Genomic DNA, 19,106 nt, shown 5'->3' on the forward strand with positions numbered 1-19,106 from the left:
AAAAAACAGCACTCTGACAGGGGGGGCCGAAAGATCCCAGATGGGACGCTTATGTAACGCCGTTTTCCGACCGATCATGCTATGCGTCACAAAGTGAAGGCTCTCATCCAAATGAGGGCCAGAAAGGCAAAACAGGGTCGCCTGAGGGCACTTCTCAACCGGAGCGCGGGGGGTGGCGCCAGGGCTGCCAGGGCGGAGTCAGCCACTGGTGCCGCTGGTGCCAGCGTGACCAGGATATTGACCCCTGCACGGGCAGCCCTGGCGCCAGCGCCGCGCGGACCGCGGACTGGGTTGGAACGCCTGGCGCCCGATACGCCACCCCTGGCACAGGTGGCACCTCCAGCACCAGTGAGGGTGCTCGCCCCCTGAATCTCCAGTCGTCACCCCTACGACACTTACGCTCCAAATCATGACGACGTCATATCCGGACCCTGCCCGACCCACGCCCGTTCCCAGCCGCACCGTGATGGATTTCGCGTCCCGCCTCGGCATCAGTCGGCGGGCGGCCCATGATCTGTTCAGCGCAGCTGCCACCCACCTCAATGCGGTGGTTCGAAAGACCGACGGCAGTCGGCTGACCGTCACGGCAACCGACTTCAGCCGCATGGTTGCCCTGGTCGAAACACTGAATTCGGTCGGCCTGACCATCCGGCAACTCCACCGGATCCAGCAGTCTCAGAACCCCGAACTGTGGACACTCCTGCAGGGGTCACGAGCCACTGAGGTGGCTGCGCCGGTGGTTGACCATCACCCCGAGGTCTGCGTAACCGACGCGACGGCAGAGAGGATTGAGCTGATCCTCGTCGAGTACCTCGAGCGGCAAGAGACGCTGCTGCGCCAGCACTTGAGCCGCCCTCTCCCCGTTCACTACCTCCCGGCTCCGGTACCCACCCCGGCCCGCCGTGTTCGAGAAACTCAGGCGGCGTCTGTACCAGTACAACATGACGAACCGCTGCCCCCGTTGCCGATCCCGGTACCCACCCCTGCGCCTGCCCGCCCACAGAAGGATGATCAGCGGCAGACCCTGGACGTGCAGCCGGGTCTACCGGTACGGCCCCTGCCAGTTCCCGTGCCGGCCCGTGCTCCCAGCCGTGTACCGACCGACTGGCCGGAGCGTCTCCTAGTACCTACCCCGGCGCGCGTAGTCGACTCCGATCCACAAGACTGATCTCAGACGATCCTGGTCAGGGGGAGGCTTATCCCTGATCATCTATCTATCCTCCCTAATTTCCATTGGGTAGGATAGATGCAGAATGTTTCAGATCAATCTCGTGGATGGCGAGTCTGTAATCCTGACGCCCAATGCTCTCGTGGAACTTCACCGACTAACGCCTGCAGACTCTTTCCTGAAAGGTCGCACCACATATGTACTTCTGCAAGACGTTAGCAAGGCTGTTCCACACGCTCATCAGCATCCCCTACGTCAGCTCAACAGCTTGGGAGCTCAGGTGCAGTCAGTATTGACCATTCCCCCTAACCTCCGTCATTGGCTCCACCCAACCCTAGAAGCATCTTTGGTGCTTCCAACCATTACCCCATTCACGCTGGTTGGCGAATACATTCATCACGCTCTCTCTAGGCACTATCAAGCCACTGTTGTGAGCTACGAGCCTCCTCTTGGCTGGCTGCAAAGTCGTGCCCTATGACCCTTGTCCCCTATCAGGGCACTGCCCTCGCGCAAGCCCAGCAGTGGGCAGGCCTCCCCGATCACGAACTCCGCCGACGGGCCGTGACGGCGGCTGTAAACAAAGACACCCAAGCGCTGATAGCCCTGACCCGCGCCTACCTCACCCACGAGGGCGCCAGTGGCCTGCTCACCAGTCCGCGCACCATCGAGGCCTACACCCTCGGTGTCCGGCACTTCACTGAGTACGCGACCTCGAACGCCATCAACCTCCTGCGCCCTGGACGGCGCGACGCATCCGGATACGTCGCGCACATGTTGGGTTCCGGGCGCAAGCCCGCAGGCGTTCAACTCAAAGTCGCCGCGGCGAACTGCCTGTACCGGGCCCTCCGGTGGGCCGGCGCCACAGAGGCCGAACCCTTCCGAGACGTCAAGGTACCCAGAGATCCCACACCTGGACTGGTGAAGCGGCCGCCCTACAGCGAGGACGACATCGCGGCTGTGATGGAGCAGACCGACCTGCAGGGCCAAGTTCTCCTCCTTCTCCTCTCCCATGCAGGCCTGCGAATCAGTGAGGCCCTCGCCCTGACATGGCAGGACATCGACCTGGAGCTTCGCCGGGTGTCCATCCAACAAGGTAAAGGAAGGAAGGGCCGGGTCGTGACCATGAGCGGCAGCCTCCGCCGAGTGCTGAACAAGTTCAGGCAGGCTTCAAGTCAGACCACTGACGGCCGCCGCACCACCCCGGACGGTGCAGTCTTTTCGTATTCGCACGTGACGACAGCTCGGTACCACATGGAGAAGGCCTTCGGGGCGGCAGAGGTCCAATTCCGTGGTTTCCATCCCGGACGCAAGCTGGCCGGGACTCGCCTCCTCCGCCAGGTCAACGACATCGCCCGCGTCGCGCACCACCTCGGCCATGCCTCCGTCGAGACCACCCGGCGCGGGTACGCCAACTACGAAGTCGATGACCTCCGCGACACCCTTTCAAACTGGTGAGCATGTCATCACTCTCTCATGTTTTCTTTCATGCATGAATGAAAGTATGTGAGAACGCATGTGGACAGGTATGTTCGCCTGAATGACAGCCAAGCCCCATGTCGTCGCATTCACCTCACTCAAAGGCGGAGTCGGGAAAAGCACCCTCGCCGTCAACATCGCCGGCGCCCTGTCCCTGAAGGGCAAGACCGCCATGATCGACGCCGACGCCGCCATTCAGACCAGCAGCGGCTGGGCCACCCGGGGCGGTCTCCCCATCACCGTCCTGAAAGAAGGCGACCCTATCCCGGCCGGCACCCGGTACCTGGTCGTGGACACCGAGGGCCGCCCAGCTCTAGATGACATCGCCGCCCTGACACACTCCGCCGACGTCGTGCTCATCCCCACGGCGCCGAACTCAGTGGAGGTCGAGGCGACAGCCCGCCTGATCCAGCAGCTGCCCGGCACGAACGCCAACCTCGACCGCGTGCACGTCGTGATCACCAAGGCGCAACCCGTCGGCACAGTCGGTCAGAGCGCCCGGGATGAACTGCGCAGCGCTGGCCTGCAGGTGTGCGAGACCGTCATCCGCCGCTACACCGCCCATGAACGGGCGCATGAGCAGGGTGTGCTGGTCAAGGATGCTGCGGATCCCCGATCGGAGAACGCCTGGGCGGACGTCCTCGGCCTCACCCTCGAGGTGTGCTGATGACGAAGAAAAGCCGATTCGGTAGTTTTGTCACAAGCTCAGGGGGAGAGGAGAACCCCACTCCTGAACAGGGTGTACCCACCCCCGCCGCCCTGATGCCGGAGCCCGGCCCGGCCGCGCCACTCATCCCTCAGGCACCTGCTCGTGAGGAACGCCGGGCTTTCAGCACTCGCGTACGCCCCAGCCAGAAGGCTGCCCTCGACGTCTTCGTGATGGATCTGAAGAGGGCAGGTTGGCCCATCTCGCAGGAAGCTGTCCTCGAGGAGCTTCTGCGCCTCCTTCAGGAGGATGAGTACACCAGAGCCACGATCACCCAGCGCCTCACCCGGCTCTGACCGTGACACCGGTACAAGTTGCTCCATTGTGAATCAAACCGGGGAAGTCCCGAGTTGTTTCATTGTGAAACAGGCCTGCGCGGACATCAGCTCCGCCACCGTTTGCTCGCCAGATCCGGCGAGCAAAGTTGTCTCACTGTGAGACAAATTCTCCCTGAATCGGTTTTTCATCGTGCTGGTGCGATCCCCCGTTTTGGGGAATACCCCCAAGACACCGCGAGGCCGCCCTGAAGTCGAACTCAGGGCGGCCTCGCGGTAAGTGGTGGACTTCAGACCGGATTTAGGACAGCGTCGACCTGTTCCCAGAGTCGTGGCGGAACGTAGAGGCTCGTCGGGCCATTCGCGGAGACGGTCGTCTTCCCAGCGTAGCCAGTCACTATCAGCAGGTGAGTACCATCCGGCTGCAGGATCACCAGGGTGTCCATGGTGGGGAAGAGCACGACAGCTTCTCCGCCGTCATCCACGAAGTACGGCTGCGAGATGCCCTGATCAGGAGCAGCGGGACGGTACTCGACCAGGGTAGGGAAATCGTCAGGAGTCAGAACAGTTCGCAGCGCGGGGGCACGGTCGGGCACCTCGGTGGGTGCGGGGTGCATGCGGCTCAGGCGGCGCAGGGCGCGGGCATGGTACCCCCGCGTGCTGTCGAAGTCCAGGTCGGTGCCGGCCAGGTCAGTCACGATGCCCAGCAGTTCCCTGAACGGCACACCCGACTTCATCCAATGGGAGGCCCAGGCGCCCACGATGGGGCTCACCAGTGCTTCGAGCTGCCCGTGCGCTGCGTGCCAGAGCAGGTGCTGCGTGTAGCAGGGGATGCAGAGAACTGACCCCAGGCCTGTGGGGGTGGATATGGGGAGGCCGTGGGCTTCGCCGCAGTCCTCGCAGATGTTCCAGGTGCTCTTCAGGGCTTCGGACAGCTGAGGAAGTTTGACCATTTCAGGACTCCTGGGGTGAGCGGTGGCGTTTGAAACGCGGTTGAGCGACGGGTTCAGGCCAACAGAGCGGGGGCCTGGAACAGGTACAGGACGCGGGCGACTTCTTGGACGCGCGCCTGGTGGTCGCGGAGATCATTGGCGCTGAGCGTGGTCAGGGCGGTCAGAACGTAGCCCTGAGCGTCGCGGACGGGCACTGCGGGGAGCTGCTCACCCTGAGCGGCGCGCACGGTGAGCTGTGCAGCTTCTGCGGGGCTCAAGCGGGCGCCCAGGGGACGGCGGTAGGTGGCTCCGGTGGCGTTCATGTTGCTCCTGTGAAGCGCGGATCAAGCGTTAGGATTCGTTAGGTTTTTCCTGCATCAAAACGGGAAAAACGTCGTGCTGGACGGTTCGCCCGATTTGGCGAGAACTATTTAGGCCGCTACGATCGCCGGGTGGGTTTCGCAAAGAAAGGCCCACACCTGACGCGCTTCCTGCTCTGTCAGGGCTGCCAGGCTCGTGACGTTGCGGTCGAGGGCTGCGCTGGCGAAACCGTAGTGCTGACTGCCGGGAATGCCGGCGCGTGCCATGAGGCGGTGCAGCTTACTGGCGCGCGTATTACCGATCGTGGTGGGGTCGGGGTGGATCTCTTCTGCCACGAGTTCGACGTGGCCGTCGCGTTTCCCCAGATCGAGCAGGCGTCCAGCGTCGAGGGGGTGCACGGCCTGCCCGTCGATTTCGGCGTGCAGCGTGCCGGCGGCGTCGGCGTGCAGAAGGACGCAGCGGTGGCCCAGGTAGACGCTGGCGCTGGGGCCTTCGCCGTAGGAGCCGTAGATGGCGACCGAGAAGATGCGCGTGATGTTGCGGGGCTTGCTGATATCTTTCATGTGATTCCTTCCGTTGAGGTGGGAGTCAGGGAGGGACGCGGAATCTTGGTCGAGGAAGCGTCCCTTTCTGCTGGTCCAATAGTATGGTGTTTTCATACGTATGTCAACTTCATACGTATTGTGATACCATCCGCATTGGAGGTGCAGACGTATGTCTGAACGAACTAGAATTACCTTTGTGAACCGGGAAATTCGGCAGGAAGTCAAGGCACTGATGCGCGCGCGCGGCATCACGCAGGATCAGATGGCTGATCAGATGGGCATGAAGCGCACCAACCTCAACCAGATGCTCAACTCAGACACCGAACTGCCTCAGCGCTGGCAGGAAATCCTGCAGATCCTGGGCAAGAAGATCGCGCTGGTAGACGCTGACGACACCGGTAACCCGTCGTGAGCGCAGAGTTGGAGTCCAAGAACCTCGCGAGTCTTGACTTCGAACCCTTGATCCTGCCGGTCGACACTGAGTCCTACAAGCACCCTGAGCGTGTCGAAGCGTGGCAGGAATACAGGACCAAGCACCTGACTGAAGTCGACGAGCGTGAAGCTGCTCGCATCTATGGCCTGGCCCTCTCCGAGGTGGCCAGCCGCTATGAGCCCCCGGAAGGGGAGTTCCTCGAACGTCTCGCCGTGTCCTACCGCTTCCTTTCAGAGGCGCCGCAACAGATTGCAGATCGCCTGTGGGCCGCCGGCTACCTCTTCCAGCGTCCAAGCCTGACGACGTACTACTCCGAACAGACCGATCAACTGGAGCTGGTGTCCGAAGCGCCCGCAACTCGCCGGGTCATCGTCTGGAAAGTCAAGAAGAAGTCGCCGCGGCCCCCGGAGTCTCCCCACCCGAATCTGCGACCAGATCCCGGCGAAGGAATCACGCTGGGCGCCACGACACTCAGTCCCGCTGAACCCAACTACCCAGCACACCTGCAGCGCATGCTGTCAGACTCGCCTTTCATCTTGGTGGATCGCGCCACGCGCGACGGGCGGAATTGGATGGTCGACAGAGACGTCGAGCACTACCCGTACTTCGAGGATCACAAGACCGAAAGCCTCAGAGGCCTGCGCCTCACCTACGTGCCCCCTGGTGACGCCCTCTTAGAAGAGGCCGCAGCCCAGGCGCTTGAACGCGTCAACCAGCTCGACGACACGACCTCAGATGTCTGGAGATTCATCCTGTGGAAAGCCACTGAGAGACGGGACGAACTGCAGTCGGAGATCACGCTGGACTCGCGAGAGGTTGCGCGGGCCCTGGGCTACAAGCCACACGTCCACGGCGGCATGAAGCCTGAACATTTGCTCCTCGTTCACCAGGCACTGCAACATCTGGAAGCTCTGAAGATCTTCATTCCTCCAGGGGAACGCCTGATCGACACAGACGGCAAAAAGAAGAAGCAGCGCATCAGCACCGGCCGTGAGGAACGGATCATCGCGGTGATGGCCCGCACCGGGTCGCGCGATCTGTACGGCCAGCGCACCGAGATGATCTGGGAGATTGCCCTGGGTAAATGGGTGCGACTGTTCTCCTCAAGCTACGCACCGATGTTTAAGGCCTTGGTCGAGCTGCCCAGCAAGCGGGGCGTCAACGTCTGGGCCAAACGCATCGGCACTGAACTCGTCCTGTACTACCGGCAGAGCATAGACAAGGGCCCAGTCAAGCGTCTCCGGTGGCGGACGCTCCTCGAGCGGTCCATGCTGGCCAACGAAGTCGAGGAAATGCGCGTGGCACGCAACACTGGCCGAGTCATCAAGTACGCCGAAGGGGCGCTCGACCTTCTACAGAAGATCGGCGTGATCAGGAGCTGGGAGGCAGTGCCAAGTGACGCAGACGCCCTGGCACAGTCCTTCGCGAAACCTGGCAGCTTCGAGGCATGGATGGACTCTATGGTTGAAATTGTCGTGCCAATCGAGATTGAGGGCATTCTCGACACGATCAAGCGCGGCAAGCCGAAGAAGCTTCCCGCAGCGGGGAAATGAAGTGGCTACCCCACCTCCAACTGACGCAGACCCCACCCCTAACTGACGCAGACCCCACCCCTAACTGACGCAGACCTAAATCGGCAAGACCGTCCCAGACGGCAAAAAAGGGGCCTGAAAAATCCTAATAAGGTCTAATAAGACCTGATCTGGCGTCCCGCCCCGCAGTGGCGGGCGGACGCTTGAGAAAATAAAAGCGGCCCGCAGGCGTTCACCTTGGCCGGAGAACCTGCGGACCACATACCAAACGGCCCACAAGGGCAGAAAGGCGGCTCATTTTGACACGATCACAGAAAGCAGGTCCTCTCCTGACCGCTGCCCTCGCTGCGCTGGACCGCGGCTGGAGCGTGCTGCCCGTCCAAGCCGTAGGAGCGTTCGCCAAGCGGCCGCACTTCGTCCTGACAGAAACAGGCCATCAGGATCAGGAGGACGACAAGATAAAACCCTCCTGGAAGCCACTGCAGACCACGCCGGCAACTCCTGAACAGGTCAGCACTTGGTTCGCAAAAGAATCCGGAAAAGGGGTCGCCATCGTCACTGGCACCGTCTCGAACGTCATTGTCATTGACTTCGACGGGCCGCACGGCGAGGCGCTGCGTCAGCAGTGGAATCTGCCTGTGCACGTCCGCACCGGCAGTGGCGGGAGTCACGTCTACTTCGAGCACCCGGGCTGGCCAGTCTCCACCCTGAACAGCAAGGCGAAGCGCGAGCTCGGCCAGCGCTGGCCCGGTCTCGACATTCGCGGTGATGGCGGTTACGCCCTGATTCCTCCCAGCATCAACCCCAGCGGCCCCTATATCTGGGAGGGCACGCCGGGAGACCTGCTCCCCCTGAGCCGCCTGCCGGATGACGTCCGGATCTTCCTGGGCCTGATGGAGGCCCCGAAGCCCCCTGAACCCCGCTCAGTGGCGCCGGTAACGCCCTACCAGGGCAGCCGACAGGACAACCAGGGACGGCCTCCTGGCGAGCTGCTCGTCAGCCGCGCCCTCGACCAGGTCAACAGCGGCGAGGGCCGCAACAACGCCGGCATGTGGCTCGCGCTCCAGCTGCGCGACAATGGGTACAGCCGTGGGGAAGCACAGGACGTCATGCGGTCCTATGTCGCCCAGGTTCCCGTTCAGGACACCCACGGCCGTCACGACCCATATACCGAAAACGAGGCAGCCACCACGCTGGCCAGTGCATTCAGCAGGCCTGCTCGACAGCCTTGGGAAGAACGCAAGAATTCAAGCGGGAATAACGTCGTCTCAGACGTAAAAAATCCCTCTTCTGGAACGGATGAATTGTTGACATTTGTTGACATGTCTGACGGTTTGCAGCCTCCTCCTGTTCCAGCCATCAGCGAGACTGGTACGGGCCCCGTCATCCTGACGGGAGATAGCGCTTTCCAGCAGGTGACGGCCGCGCTTCAGGTGCGAAACATCGATGGTGTGGTCGCCCGGCGCGCCCTTACCCCTGAAGAAATCCAACGGCTGATCGCCGATCGTCGCGCCCTGTTCGTCCTGAGCCCGAGCGGCGCGCAGGAACGGGCGTTCGACGCTGCTGGGGTCGAGTGGTACCCGCTGCATGATCTCCAGACCAGGCAGGATCCTGAGACCCTGAATCAGCTGCTGACCGACGCCATGACCGCGGCCTGGGAGGTCAGCCTTCAGGGCAGCGTGCCCTTCCTGGAACACGACCTGCTGGCGCTCGCCGATGCCCGCCTGAACCGCGGGGGCCACACGTACCCGACTGGCCTCACCGCGTTCGACGAGGCGATCGGAGGTGGCTTCTACGATGGCCTGCACGTTCTCGGCGGGGTGACCGGTGGCGGGAAGACGGCGCTGGCCCTGGCGATCGCACAGTTCAACGCCCAGGCGGGGCGGCCCGTGCTGTACGTGACGTACGAGCAGAGCCGATACGAGCTGTGGGGGCGCGTGATCAGCAGCAACACGGGAGTTCCCCTTCGCCAGTTGCGCACCGGTGGCACAGCCCAGCACCCTGTCAGCGAACTCCTGCGGCAGAACCAGCGCTACCAGGAACTGACTCGCGGTGTCGCCCCCCACTTCACTGTCATCGAGGGTGACGGCTTCGAAGGAGGAGCCTGGGGAACAGACCGCATCGCTGCCCAGGTGCGTCGCATGAAGGCTGCCTACAACGCCGCCCCACTGGTGATCCTCGACTACCTCCAGCGCATGCCCAGCGGCAGTGACAAGGAGAAGCGCCACCAGATCGACGAGGTCGTGATGGGCCTGCAGGTTCGCCTCGGCCGCGAGTTGAACACGCCTGTGCTGCTGATCAGCAGTGTGGGGCGCGGTAAGTACGGCGAGCTGGTCACGGCGCCCCTCGAGGAGCGTCTCGGCGTGTTCAAGGAGTCCGGAGGTGTGGAGTACACCGCGTATACGGCGTCCCTGCTGTATCCGCTGGGTGCCGCCCACGTGCAGGCGCTGGGGCTTGAGGAGCCACCAGTGCCGGGCAGCGGTCGCGCGGCACTGAAAGGCCTGTGGAAGTACCTGGTGCTGGATCTGGCGAAGAACCGTGAAGGGGAGGCACCCCGGCAGTGGGTGCTTCGCTGGTACCCGGCCACCGGCCGCTTCGAACTCCAGCAGGCCATTGACCCCGAGGAACTGGCGGCCGCAGAGGGCTCCAAGCGGAAGGCGAGGACGTTCACTCAGAATTGAGTAAAACCCTAGAGGGCCCCCGGCAGGTACAAGTTGTTTCAGATTCCAAGCTGTGGCAGAGGCATGTTCGAGAGAAGTCGAGCATGCCCCTTGCATTGCAGAGAGAAAATCGCGTCTACAGGCCATTTTCTTGACCTCACGAAAATGGTTTGCCTGTGGAGAGCAGGCCGTTGCCGGATCGTTTTCCTGACGTCGGCAAAATGATCCTTGGTCATCCACAGTCGTCTCCAAAGATCTGAGGGTGTCACGCTGGGGCGGACGCTGAGGGTATGGCAGACACTCAGACTCCACTGGCGTATTCGCGGAAGCAGGCGGCCGAGTTGCTCGGTCTCTCTTCAGTAACTGTCGACCGGCTCATCAAGACCGGACAACTGCGAGCCGTGCAGGTCGGTACTCGCCGTCTTATCCCTCGCACAGTCATCGAGGCCTTCCTGGCAGGTCAGCAGTGAATGGCATGGAGTGGGCTGTCCTCAGCGCCTACGCCCGCTGGCTGCCTCCTGGCCCGGAGCGGCAGCAGGTGCGGCAGGTAGCGTCCCTATACCGTCCTGAGAGATACGCACCCAGCCTGGGAGCTGCTGAGGACGCCGGCCTGACCAGCAAGGCGAACCTCACGCCCAAAGGCCTTGAGGCCGCGCGACACTTCATCCGTAACCTGCACGAGGCCGCGGCATGACCAGTCAGGTTGCCGTACCCGAGGGCGTCCCCCAGGCGCTGACGACAGGCGAGACCGCGAAGGTCCTGCGGATGAACGAACGCACGATTCGCAGCTGGGCTGAGAGTGGCACGCTGCCCTTCCAGATGGTTGGCGGCCGCCGGTACATCACGAGTTTGCGCCTGCTCGAGTGGGCCAATTGTCTCGGGTGGGAGGTCCACTGGACTGAACATCCAGCACTCGACGACATGGATGTCAGAACCGTCAGAAAGGCGGGTGGGGCTTCTTCCACCATGGGCACATGATCGAGTATGACCATCAGGCCTTCGCGAAGGCCGCAGAGGAAGATCTCGCCAGTCTCAAAGCCGATGCCGAGGAGCTGCAGCGGCGTCACAGCGAAAAAACCCGGCAACTGGAAGCCCTGCAGAAAGCCCCCAAGAAAGACTTCACCAAGATTGTCGAACTCGAGGGCCAACGTCAGGCGATCGCCAAGCTCCTCGAAGAGCAGCACTTCTCCGTTCAGCACGCAGAAGGCGTCCTGGCAGATATTCAGCGGCGCGGGCTGGAAGCAAAACGCTGGGAAGTGATCGACAGCACGGCCCACGAGATCGGCGTTGTGCACGCTGAGTATCACCAGCTGTTCAGTGAACTGAAGACGCAGGTGCAGAGCATGTTCGAGAGGTTGACCGAACTCGACAAGCGCTGGCTTCTTCTCCGTCAGACCTGGCGCACCGAAGCAGCCCACCTCGGGTACTACCTCGCCAACAACGTGCAGGGTCAGGAGAGAGCCAACGTCTTCTTCCATGAAGCCGACAGCCTGAAGATCAACACGGATCTTCTGCGGCTGAGCCGCCCCCACATGGATCCCCTGCCCGGCGGAAGATACGAGAACTCTCTGCTTCCTTTCGGATCCCCGAGGACCTACGAGCAGCTCGTGCACAACTTCCTGCTGAACGCCTACGAGTCGACTTTCAGAGTGCGTCTGGGACAGCCCGGAGCACTGGAGGAGTTCAAGGAATGAGTGAGGAGCGGAAGGCCATCCGGGAAGAGATTCAGCGAGACATGCATGAGCGGTGCCCAGCTCAGCCAGTGCCTGCGCGCACTCCAGAGCAGACCCTGCAGCAGCAGGCCGACGCGTACGTGCGGCGCCGTGAGGAAGCCGCGAAACCACAGGGAGGCACATCGTGAACACTTCGGAAATCCGGCAGCAACTTGAAGGACTCGAGGGGGAATACGCCGAAATCCAGACCCTTCTGACAAAGGAACGTGCCCATCTGCGCCAGCTGGAGGGCGAGGGCATCAAGGCCTTCGACCAGGTGATTACCGCGCAGGGACGTGTGGGCGCTCTGGAGCGTATGGAAGCTGAACAGGCCACTCGGGTTGAACAGGCCAAAGAGGCCCTGCGTGCCTCTGAGAAGCAGGATGTCCGCGAGGAGCACCTGGCGTTCATCGGCGCCTGCTCTCAGGAGATCAAGGCCGCCAGGGCTGACCTGCTGGCGCATCGCGACGCCCTCTATGCCGCACTGGTCGAACTCCTGCCACCCATCTTGGCTGCATCAGACAGGTGGGGCACGGCAAGGAAAGCCTGGATGGATCGTGCAAGCATGGCGGGGATCCGGGTCGTAAGCCTTGGTGGGGACGAAGCGGCCACGAAAGCTCTATATCGGGAGCTTGAGGAGAAAGGCGTGGATACCGCGCCTTTGCGTTGGCCTCGAGGTAGCGGATACGAGGTTCAGGGGAGTGTTCCCGCACCTGCAGCGCCTTACCCGGTCAGTGATACCGAGTTTGGTCCTCATCTGGATCAGGTCGTGGAAAGCGTGATCGATCAGGGTGGGGTGATCCTGGCCAGGATCAGGCATGGCATGTTGTCCGGAGGATCCACGTCCGCTCGGATCGAGGCCGCTCCTATTGTGCCCACCTCTGCACCCCTAGCCCTGAAGACTGATCCAGCCGGTTCCTGAGGCAGATGGCGCGCCGTAAATAGCGCGCCATCTGCCTCACTAAGCATGAGCGCAGGCACTGAGAAAAGGCTGTCTCAGACAGTCACGACCTGTGTTCGACTGGGGTTACCCCCCCCTCACTGAAAGGCGGTGAGTATGAACAAGAACGCTGACCCTACCGCAGCGCGTAAAGCTCGCCGCGCGAAACGTAAACCTCCTGGCATGGAGCAGCTGATGTTGAAGCTCTGGAAAGCCATGGAGACGGCGGAAGACCTTCTCAATCACGACGACCCCAACGTCCGCCTGCGGGCAACGCATGCCATGGCCACCGTGGCCGGCACATACACCAAGGCCAAGGACGTCGGCGAGCTCGAGGCGCGCCTGAGTGCCGTGGAGGAACAGATGAAAGATCAGGATGGCACGGCGTGACGCGGCTCAAGCGCCTGCACAGCGTCGAGGAGTTCGTACGGGAGCGGCACGAAGCTCAGGAGCAGCACCAGGGCATGAAGCAGATGGCCACCCTATCGGACGAGGAGCTGGGTGTTCGAATCGCCGCGCTGGAAGCTACGCGTGACCCAGCTTACGAGGCCCAGCTGGCAGAGATGACAGTCGACGATCTGAGCCGCGAGGTTGGCCGCTTATGTGGCTGGTAGGTCTGATGTGAACAGCAGACTGCGGAAGATCGAAAGGGCCCTCCGGGATCGCAGGAAGTCGCGAGGAGATGTGACGGTGGAGGTGCGTGTGAGGCACCTGCTGCACCTGATCGGACGGGAGGAGTGTGAAGAAGCGGTGCTGACCCTTTACTCTCAGATTCAAAAGGGTGAGCAGTCAGAGGCGGGCGCGTTTGAAGCGCTGCGGTCTCTGACGCGGTTCGACGTGCACGCGGTGGCGCTCCATGCCTTGCTGACTGGAAGGAGGAAGGTCCATGATAACGGTCGAATACGTGCGGGAGGCGGGAGCCAGGCTGTATCGGCTCGCTACTGAGGTGTCTTCGTCTTTGGATTGACTGAGAGGTCATCCGCTGCTGCACACATACCCGGACATGGTGATAGCGGAGGAGCTGGAGATCATGGATACGAATCAGCGGGACGCTCATGCCCTGGCCCAGATGGCGGTGGATAGAGTCCTTGATGGGTATCCGCAGGAGTACTACGACGCTGAGGCAGATGTCCAATGCCCTCTGCGTCTATCAGGTCGCGCTTGCTACCTCCCTCGACAAGCTGAACGGTCTGTGCAGGTGGGAGCAGCCTGAATTGAGCTTCGCCTCTCTCCCTGCTAGAACGCAGTACCTTAAACTCCTCGAACGACCTTGAGGGAGGTGTAGCTCATGACGACGAAAGGCCAGGTGAAACAGTCCGCTGAGCGGCGCGCTGAGCGTAAGGAGCTGAAATCCCCTAACAGCCGCGCCAAAACACGGTATGTGTTGCTCAAAGAGAAGAAGCTGACGCAGCGCTCGACCGATAAGCTGAGCATGGCGGTTGTCAGACTGACCCATCAAGTTCGTGCCCTTGAAGGTCAGCTGGTGAAGATTCAGAGGGTAAAACCTCTAACTCCGGCGGTGCAGGAAGAACTTTCCGTCTCGGCATCTGCTCTCAGGAAGCCCTACAACTGGGGTCCGAGTGGGAAGCCTGAAACGAAGCCCTTCGTGTTTCCCCAGATCGGTGGGAAGAATAGTTGAATCCCGAGGATTTGATCGGACTCGTCTTGGACGTGGATTTTCCTGATCAAGATGGGCATGAGCAGTTCGGCAGTCGTCCGGCCGTGATCGTAGGCGTGCCACCTCTCATCGCGCAGGGGCGTTTTCCTGGGCTTATCGTGGTGCCCTTCACCAGTCAGGTTGACGATTTCGACGGGTTGAGCGAGGAGCTCTATCCGATGATCCTGGCAGGTTCCGGTGGGTTGACCCGCGACAGCATCGCGCTGCTCGACCAGGTGCGCTATATCGATGCGCGCAGAATTCTGGGTCAGCTCTCCAAGCTCGATCAGCTCGACATTGATTGCATCCGGCGCAATCTGGCCCGCATCTTCAACTTCGTCGTTGAATCTGCCCAGCCACCCACACCGCCTCAGTCCTGATCTGGATCCGCTGCCCACAAGCAGCGGATTTTTAGTGTCAGGGGCCACGCTAGTACGACCACCCGGTTCTAAAAATCGGCCCTAATCCATATTCCGGCATGGGCATAATCCGCCTGCGACTATATACATATGCGCAGCAAATGATTATGTCTTCGCTATTACATGTTTTTACTCCACGTATCATGAAGACCACTCGCTGCATGTTTTGGTGAGATTTTTTCCTGAGCATCAATTACTTTCTGAATATCTCCTGCTCTCCAGTCTCCGTAGTGAGGCTGCGTTTGGATGGACATCCGAGCTCAAGCGCCTCAGGGCGCTGTTCATCTATCGCGGCCTGCCGTCGGAGATCATCATGCCGAAACCCTCGCCGTACCTCGCCTTCGCTGAGCGATGGGCTCCTTCAGGTGGAGCCGAACACGCGAATTACACGTCTTTCTTGATCGAGTTATGCCGTCTGCTCAATCTTCCCGTGCCAGATCCCACCACGCCGCGAGGCGAGGGAGCTTACGTCTTCGAGCGGAGCGTACGGGAGTTGAACGGCGAAAAGGGCGAGGTAACACGGCGCATCGATCTCTATCGGAAGGGCAGCTTCGTATTGGAAGCCAAGCAGGGCGTTGAGGCTGAGGTGGCGGCAGAAGCTGAGCAGCGTGTTTTAGATGGCAAGAAGCCCACCAAGAAAGGACACGGTACCCGGGGCACCAAAGGATGGGACACGTTTATGCGCCGGGCCCGCGAGCAGGCTGAGGGGTACGTCAAACTCCTTCCGGCCAGTGAGGGACGGCCCCCTTTCATCCTGGTCGTGGACGTCGGTCATGTCATTGAAATCTATGCAGAGTTCACCCGCACCGGAGGGGCCTACCTTCCCTTCCCCAGTGCACGCACCAACCGCATCGGCCTAGCTGATCTGGAGAAGCCAGAGGTTCGCGAACTGCTCCGGCAAATCTGGCTCGAGCCAATGGAGCTCAATCCCGCCCTCAAAGCGGCGCAGGTCACCCGTGAAGTCGCAGCTACCTTGGCCACCATCAGCCGGCGCATGGAAGGCCAGCCGGACGCTAACGGCCACATCATGACTCCCGAGCGGGTCAGCAACTTCCTCATGCGGATGATTTTCACGATGTTCGCCGAGGACGTTGGCCTGATCGGCAAGAGCAAGCTCCGTCAGGCCCTTGAAGGCATCAGGGAGACTCCGGAAGCCTTTATGCCGATCATGGATGAGATCTGGCGCAACATGGCAACCGGTGGCTACAGCGTCGCCCTGAAGGAGAAGCTGAAGTACTTCAACGGGGGACTCTTCGCCAACGCCGAAGTTCTTCCTGTCACTCCTGAAAATCTCGACCTGCTGATTGCTGCGTCTGAGTACGACTGGAGTAAGGTCGAACCCAGTATCTTCGGCACGCTCGTCGAACGTGCCCTCGATCCGGTTGAACGTCACAAGCTGGGTGCGCACTACACCCCCAGGCCCTACGTTGAGCGTCTCGTCAACCAGGTGGTACTCAGCCCGCTACGGGAAGACTGGCGCGGTGTCCAAGTTGAGATTCAGGCCACGCTCGACAAGGCGAAAGATCAAGCGAAAGGCGAAGTCAAAGCGCGGGAACTGGTCGAAACATTCCTGACGAAACTGCTGACAGTCACTGTTCTGGATCCGGCTTGCGGCACCGGCAACTTCCTGTACGTCAGCATGGAGCTCATCAAGAAGCTCGAAGCGGAAGTCGTGGAAACTCTGGAGAAGCTGGGCGGTCCTGCCCCGCTGGCCGAAGTGAACCCTGAGCAGTTCCAGGGTCTGGAGATCAACCCCCGGGCTGCGTCGGTCGCTGAACTGGTGCTTTGGATCGGGTACCTACAGATTTACGCCCGGAATCACGGGAAGGCCAGCCCTCCTGAACCCATCCTGCGAGCCTTCCGGAACATCAAACAGACGGACGCGCTGCTGGCCTACAGCAGCAAGAAGCCTCACATCAGCAAGGATGGCCAACCCGTCACCCGGTGGGATGGACGGACGACCGCCCAAGACCCCGTGACGAAAAGGCAGGTGCCCGATCCCGACGCGAGAGTGCACGACACCCTGTACCTCAATGCCCGACCTGTACTCTGGCCAGTCACGACCTTCATCGTGGGGAATCCGCCCTTCCTGGGTGCGGGGCCCATGCGAGAAGCGTTGGGAGATGGATACGTTCAGGCACTGCGTGAGACGTACAAGCCAACCAAGAAGCTGGTTGGTGTACCAGACAGTGCCGACTTGGTGATGTATTGGTGGCATAAGGCGGCCGCGCTGATGCGAGACAACGACCGAGTCAGGCGATTCGGCTTTGTGACGACTAACAGTGTCAAGCAGACCTTCAACCGACGGGTGGTCGAAGATCACCTGAAAGCAAGTGTTGAAGCATCCCGTCCATTAAGTTTGGTGTACGCCGTGCCAGATCACCCATGGGTAGACGAAGCGGACGGTGCAGCGGTACGCATTTCTATGACTGTTGTGGCGCGTGGCCGACGAGATGGATTACTGGAACGTGTGTTGCAGGAGCTGCCCGGCGAGAACGGGGAATACGCCATCACCACAGCGCAGCAGGTAGGACGTATCAATCCTGACCTGACCATCGGGGCAGACGTGACCGCCGCAGCGGAGCTAAAGGCCAACCAGGGCATCAGCGGCCGAGGTGTGCAACTCATGGGTGCGGGTTTCATCGTGCCCGTGCAGACCACGGCGAACCCCGAGAACGGCCACAAGGAGGTCGATGCTGCCGACTTGGGGCTGGGGCGAGTGCCGGGCATCGAGGGGGTGCTGCGCGAGTACCGCAACGGCCGAGACCTTACCAGCCGTCCGCGCGCCGTCCGGGTGATCGACTTGTTCGGCCTGAATGAGGAGGAGGCCCGTACGCGCTTCCCGGAAATCTACCAGCACGTCCGCCTGACCGTGAAGCCCGAACGGGACGCAAACAATCGCGCCACATACCGGGACAACTGGTGGCTCTTCGGCGAGCCGCGCAGTGCTCTCCGCCCTGCTCTCGGTGGCCTGCCGCGCTTCATCGCGACAGTAGAGACGAGTAAACACCGTTTCTTCCAGTTTCTCCCCAGCACCATCCTGCCGGACAACATGCTGGTCAACATCGCCCACGACGACGCCTACGTCCTCGGTGTGTTGAGTAGTCGCGTACATGTCGTCTGGGCGCTGGCACAGGGCAGCCGACTGGGTGTCGGCAACGATCCCCGATACAACAAGTCTCGGTGCTTCGAGACGTTCCCTTTCCCTGTTGCCACACCCGCACAGCAACAGGCAATCCGCGAGAAGGCTGAGGCCCTTGACGCCTTCCGTAAGGCCCGCCTCGCCGCGCACGCCCACCTCACCATGACTGATCTCTACAACGTCTTGGATAGCCTGCGGCAGGGCACCGAGCTGACCGTGAAGGAACGCCGTACTCTTCAAGATGGCGTCGTCACGGAACTCCGCACGCTGCATGACGAGTTGGACGAGTTGATACAGGCTGCTTATGGCTGGGAGGGCCAGCTCAAAGAGTCCGACATATTGACGAACCTCATGGCACTCAACGTTCAACGTGCTGAGGCAGAGCGATCAGGCCACATTGAATACCTCCGACCCGAATATCAGGATCCGAGAGGTACGACGGTTCGGGGCCTTGGTCTTCAGATCGTGGCCCCTCTGGCGGCAAAAGGGATTCCTCACCCCTATCCGCCCAGCTTGGCAGAACGGGCAGTCGCCATTCGAGAAGTTCTCCTCCATGCAGAGCAACCACTCTCGGCTGGTCAACTTGCTGGCATGTTTGAGGGTGCGCGCGCTCCAGCAGTTGGGGAAGTCCTTGAAATGCTCGTCGTCTTGGGTCAGGCCCGACATGTGACTGGCACTGCTGCATACGCTGCTTGAGACATGTTTTTGAACTCAGTTGAGACTTGAAAAGGGACGTCGGGGTAGGTGTTACACCCAGCCCGACGCTGAAGTCATGAAGACCAACCGTCCTCAGAGGAGTTCCAGCTCTGGCGTGATCCCAAATAGGGTTAGTGAATTTCGAGTTTGGGTCGCGACACGGATCAGAGGATGCCACGCCCCTGGCACGGCCCGCGCCCAGCGGGCCACCCCTCCCTGCTCAAGCTCACGGCCATTAATCACCTGCTACTCATATTCTGGGATTTCACCTCACACATGGGCGGGTCGGTTTATAAATCAAATCGAAGTAGAATCCCCAATTTGGAATGATGCGGATGTAAAGGTTTCTACTCGTGTGACAGCGAAAAAACAGCACTCTGACAGGGGGGGCCGAAAGATCCCAGATGGGACGCTTATGTAACGCCGTTTTCCGACCGATCATGCTATGCGTCACAAAGTGAAGGCTCTCATCCAAATGAGGGCCAGAAAGGC

The 19,106-nt window shown here is 61.2% G+C and carries 21 protein-coding genes; 18 read left to right on the forward strand and 3 right to left on the reverse strand.

What is annotated here, in order from left to right; translation table 11 throughout:
* Nucleotides 1-409: 409 nt before the first annotated feature.
* The 4 genes from IEY69_RS20670 to IEY69_RS20685 all read left to right on the forward strand — a co-directional run bounded on the left by IEY69_RS20670 (nt 410) and on the right by IEY69_RS20685 (nt 3,646).
* Nucleotides 410-1,168, forward strand: a complete 759-nt coding sequence (locus IEY69_RS20670; RefSeq protein ID WP_189074978.1) for a hypothetical protein — start codon at nt 410-412, stop codon at nt 1,166-1,168.
* A 474-nt stretch (nt 1,169-1,642) separates the two neighbouring features.
* Nucleotides 1,643-2,623 (forward strand): tyrosine-type recombinase/integrase, encoded by a 981-nt coding sequence (locus IEY69_RS20675; protein WP_189074979.1) that lies wholly within the window; start codon nt 1,643-1,645, stop codon nt 2,621-2,623.
* An 82-nt stretch (nt 2,624-2,705) separates the two neighbouring features.
* Nucleotides 2,706-3,311: a ParA family protein gene (locus IEY69_RS20680; protein WP_189074980.1), complete on the forward strand. Its 606-nt coding sequence runs from the start codon at nt 2,706-2,708 to the stop codon at nt 3,309-3,311.
* Nucleotides 3,305-3,646 (forward strand): hypothetical protein, encoded by a 342-nt coding sequence (locus IEY69_RS20685; RefSeq protein ID WP_189074981.1) that lies wholly within the window; start codon nt 3,305-3,307, stop codon nt 3,644-3,646. The genes IEY69_RS20680 and IEY69_RS20685 overlap by 7 nt, the downstream gene beginning before the upstream one ends.
* Nucleotides 3,647-3,915: 269 nt before the next feature.
* On the opposite strand, the gene IEY69_RS20690 is transcribed toward IEY69_RS20685, so the two are convergent.
* From IEY69_RS20690 to IEY69_RS20700, 3 genes are all read right to left on the reverse strand, one after another.
* The gene (locus IEY69_RS20690; RefSeq protein ID WP_189074982.1) at nt 3,916-4,578 is read right to left on the reverse strand and encodes a hypothetical protein; all 663 of its coding nucleotides are present in this window, start codon (nt 4,576-4,578) and stop codon (nt 3,916-3,918) included.
* 53 nt (nt 4,579-4,631) lie between these two features.
* The gene (locus IEY69_RS20695) at nt 4,632-4,880 is read right to left on the reverse strand and encodes a hypothetical protein (RefSeq protein WP_189074983.1); all 249 of its coding nucleotides are present in this window, start codon (nt 4,878-4,880) and stop codon (nt 4,632-4,634) included.
* 108 nt (nt 4,881-4,988) lie between these two features.
* Nucleotides 4,989-5,441, reverse strand: a complete 453-nt coding sequence (locus tag IEY69_RS20700) for a hypothetical protein (protein WP_189074984.1) — start codon at nt 5,439-5,441, stop codon at nt 4,989-4,991.
* Nucleotides 5,442-5,619: 178 nt separating this feature from the next.
* Between IEY69_RS20700 and IEY69_RS20705 the strand changes: the two genes are divergently transcribed.
* The 14 genes from IEY69_RS20705 (at nt 5,620) to IEY69_RS20770 (ending at nt 18,614) form a co-directional block, all read left to right on the forward strand.
* A complete protein-coding gene (locus IEY69_RS20705) occupies nt 5,620-5,835 on the forward strand; it encodes a helix-turn-helix domain-containing protein (RefSeq protein WP_189074985.1) in 216 nt (71 codons plus the stop codon).
* A 47-nt stretch (nt 5,836-5,882) separates the two neighbouring features.
* Entirely contained in the window at nt 5,883-7,409 is a 1,527-nt protein-coding gene (locus IEY69_RS20710) for a hypothetical protein (protein ID WP_189074986.1), read from the forward strand.
* 278 nt (nt 7,410-7,687) lie between these two features.
* Nucleotides 7,688-10,069: a bifunctional DNA primase/polymerase gene (locus tag IEY69_RS20715; RefSeq protein ID WP_268243882.1), complete on the forward strand. Its 2,382-nt coding sequence runs from the start codon at nt 7,688-7,690 to the stop codon at nt 10,067-10,069.
* A 269-nt stretch (nt 10,070-10,338) separates the two neighbouring features.
* Nucleotides 10,339-10,518, forward strand: coding sequence for a helix-turn-helix domain-containing protein (locus IEY69_RS22150; RefSeq protein WP_189074988.1), 180 nt, complete (start codon nt 10,339-10,341; stop codon nt 10,516-10,518).
* Between the two features lie 5 nt (nt 10,519-10,523).
* Nucleotides 10,524-10,742 carry a hypothetical protein gene (locus tag IEY69_RS20725; RefSeq protein ID WP_189074989.1) on the forward strand — a complete coding sequence of 73 codons (219 nt, stop codon included), beginning with the start codon at nt 10,524-10,526 and terminating at the stop codon, nt 10,740-10,742.
* The gene (locus tag IEY69_RS20730) at nt 10,739-11,026 is read left to right on the forward strand and encodes a helix-turn-helix domain-containing protein (RefSeq protein ID WP_189074990.1); all 288 of its coding nucleotides are present in this window, start codon (nt 10,739-10,741) and stop codon (nt 11,024-11,026) included. Before IEY69_RS20725 ends, IEY69_RS20730 begins: the two co-directional genes overlap by 4 nt.
* Nucleotides 11,023-11,742, forward strand: coding sequence for a hypothetical protein (locus IEY69_RS20735; RefSeq protein ID WP_189074991.1), 720 nt, complete (start codon nt 11,023-11,025; stop codon nt 11,740-11,742). Before IEY69_RS20730 ends, IEY69_RS20735 begins: the two co-directional genes overlap by 4 nt.
* A 163-nt stretch (nt 11,743-11,905) precedes the next feature.
* Nucleotides 11,906-12,682, forward strand: coding sequence for a hypothetical protein (locus IEY69_RS20740; RefSeq protein WP_189074992.1), 777 nt, complete (start codon nt 11,906-11,908; stop codon nt 12,680-12,682).
* Between the two features lie 135 nt (nt 12,683-12,817).
* The gene (locus IEY69_RS20745) at nt 12,818-13,090 is read left to right on the forward strand and encodes a hypothetical protein (protein WP_189074993.1); all 273 of its coding nucleotides are present in this window, start codon (nt 12,818-12,820) and stop codon (nt 13,088-13,090) included.
* The gene (locus tag IEY69_RS20750; protein WP_189074994.1) at nt 13,087-13,314 is read left to right on the forward strand and encodes a hypothetical protein; all 228 of its coding nucleotides are present in this window, start codon (nt 13,087-13,089) and stop codon (nt 13,312-13,314) included. Before IEY69_RS20745 ends, IEY69_RS20750 begins: the two co-directional genes overlap by 4 nt.
* A gap of 88 nt (nt 13,315-13,402) precedes the next feature.
* On the forward strand, nt 13,403-13,645 hold the full coding sequence (locus tag IEY69_RS20755) for a hypothetical protein (RefSeq protein WP_189074995.1): 243 nt from the start codon (nt 13,403-13,405) through the stop codon (nt 13,643-13,645).
* 343 nt (nt 13,646-13,988) lie between these two features.
* Nucleotides 13,989-14,339 (forward strand): hypothetical protein, encoded by a 351-nt coding sequence (locus IEY69_RS20760; RefSeq protein ID WP_189074996.1) that lies wholly within the window; start codon nt 13,989-13,991, stop codon nt 14,337-14,339.
* The gene (locus IEY69_RS20765; protein ID WP_189074997.1) at nt 14,336-14,737 is read left to right on the forward strand and encodes a type II toxin-antitoxin system PemK/MazF family toxin; all 402 of its coding nucleotides are present in this window, start codon (nt 14,336-14,338) and stop codon (nt 14,735-14,737) included. The genes IEY69_RS20760 and IEY69_RS20765 overlap by 4 nt, the downstream gene beginning before the upstream one ends.
* 208 nt (nt 14,738-14,945) lie before the next feature.
* Nucleotides 14,946-18,614: a class I SAM-dependent DNA methyltransferase gene (locus tag IEY69_RS20770; protein WP_229784168.1), complete on the forward strand. Its 3,669-nt coding sequence runs from the start codon at nt 14,946-14,948 to the stop codon at nt 18,612-18,614.
* Nucleotides 18,615-19,106 lie beyond the last annotated feature (492 nt).

Source organism: Deinococcus sedimenti (assembly GCF_014648135.1).
GTDB classification, from domain to species: domain Bacteria; phylum Deinococcota; class Deinococci; order Deinococcales; family Deinococcaceae; genus Deinococcus; species Deinococcus sedimenti.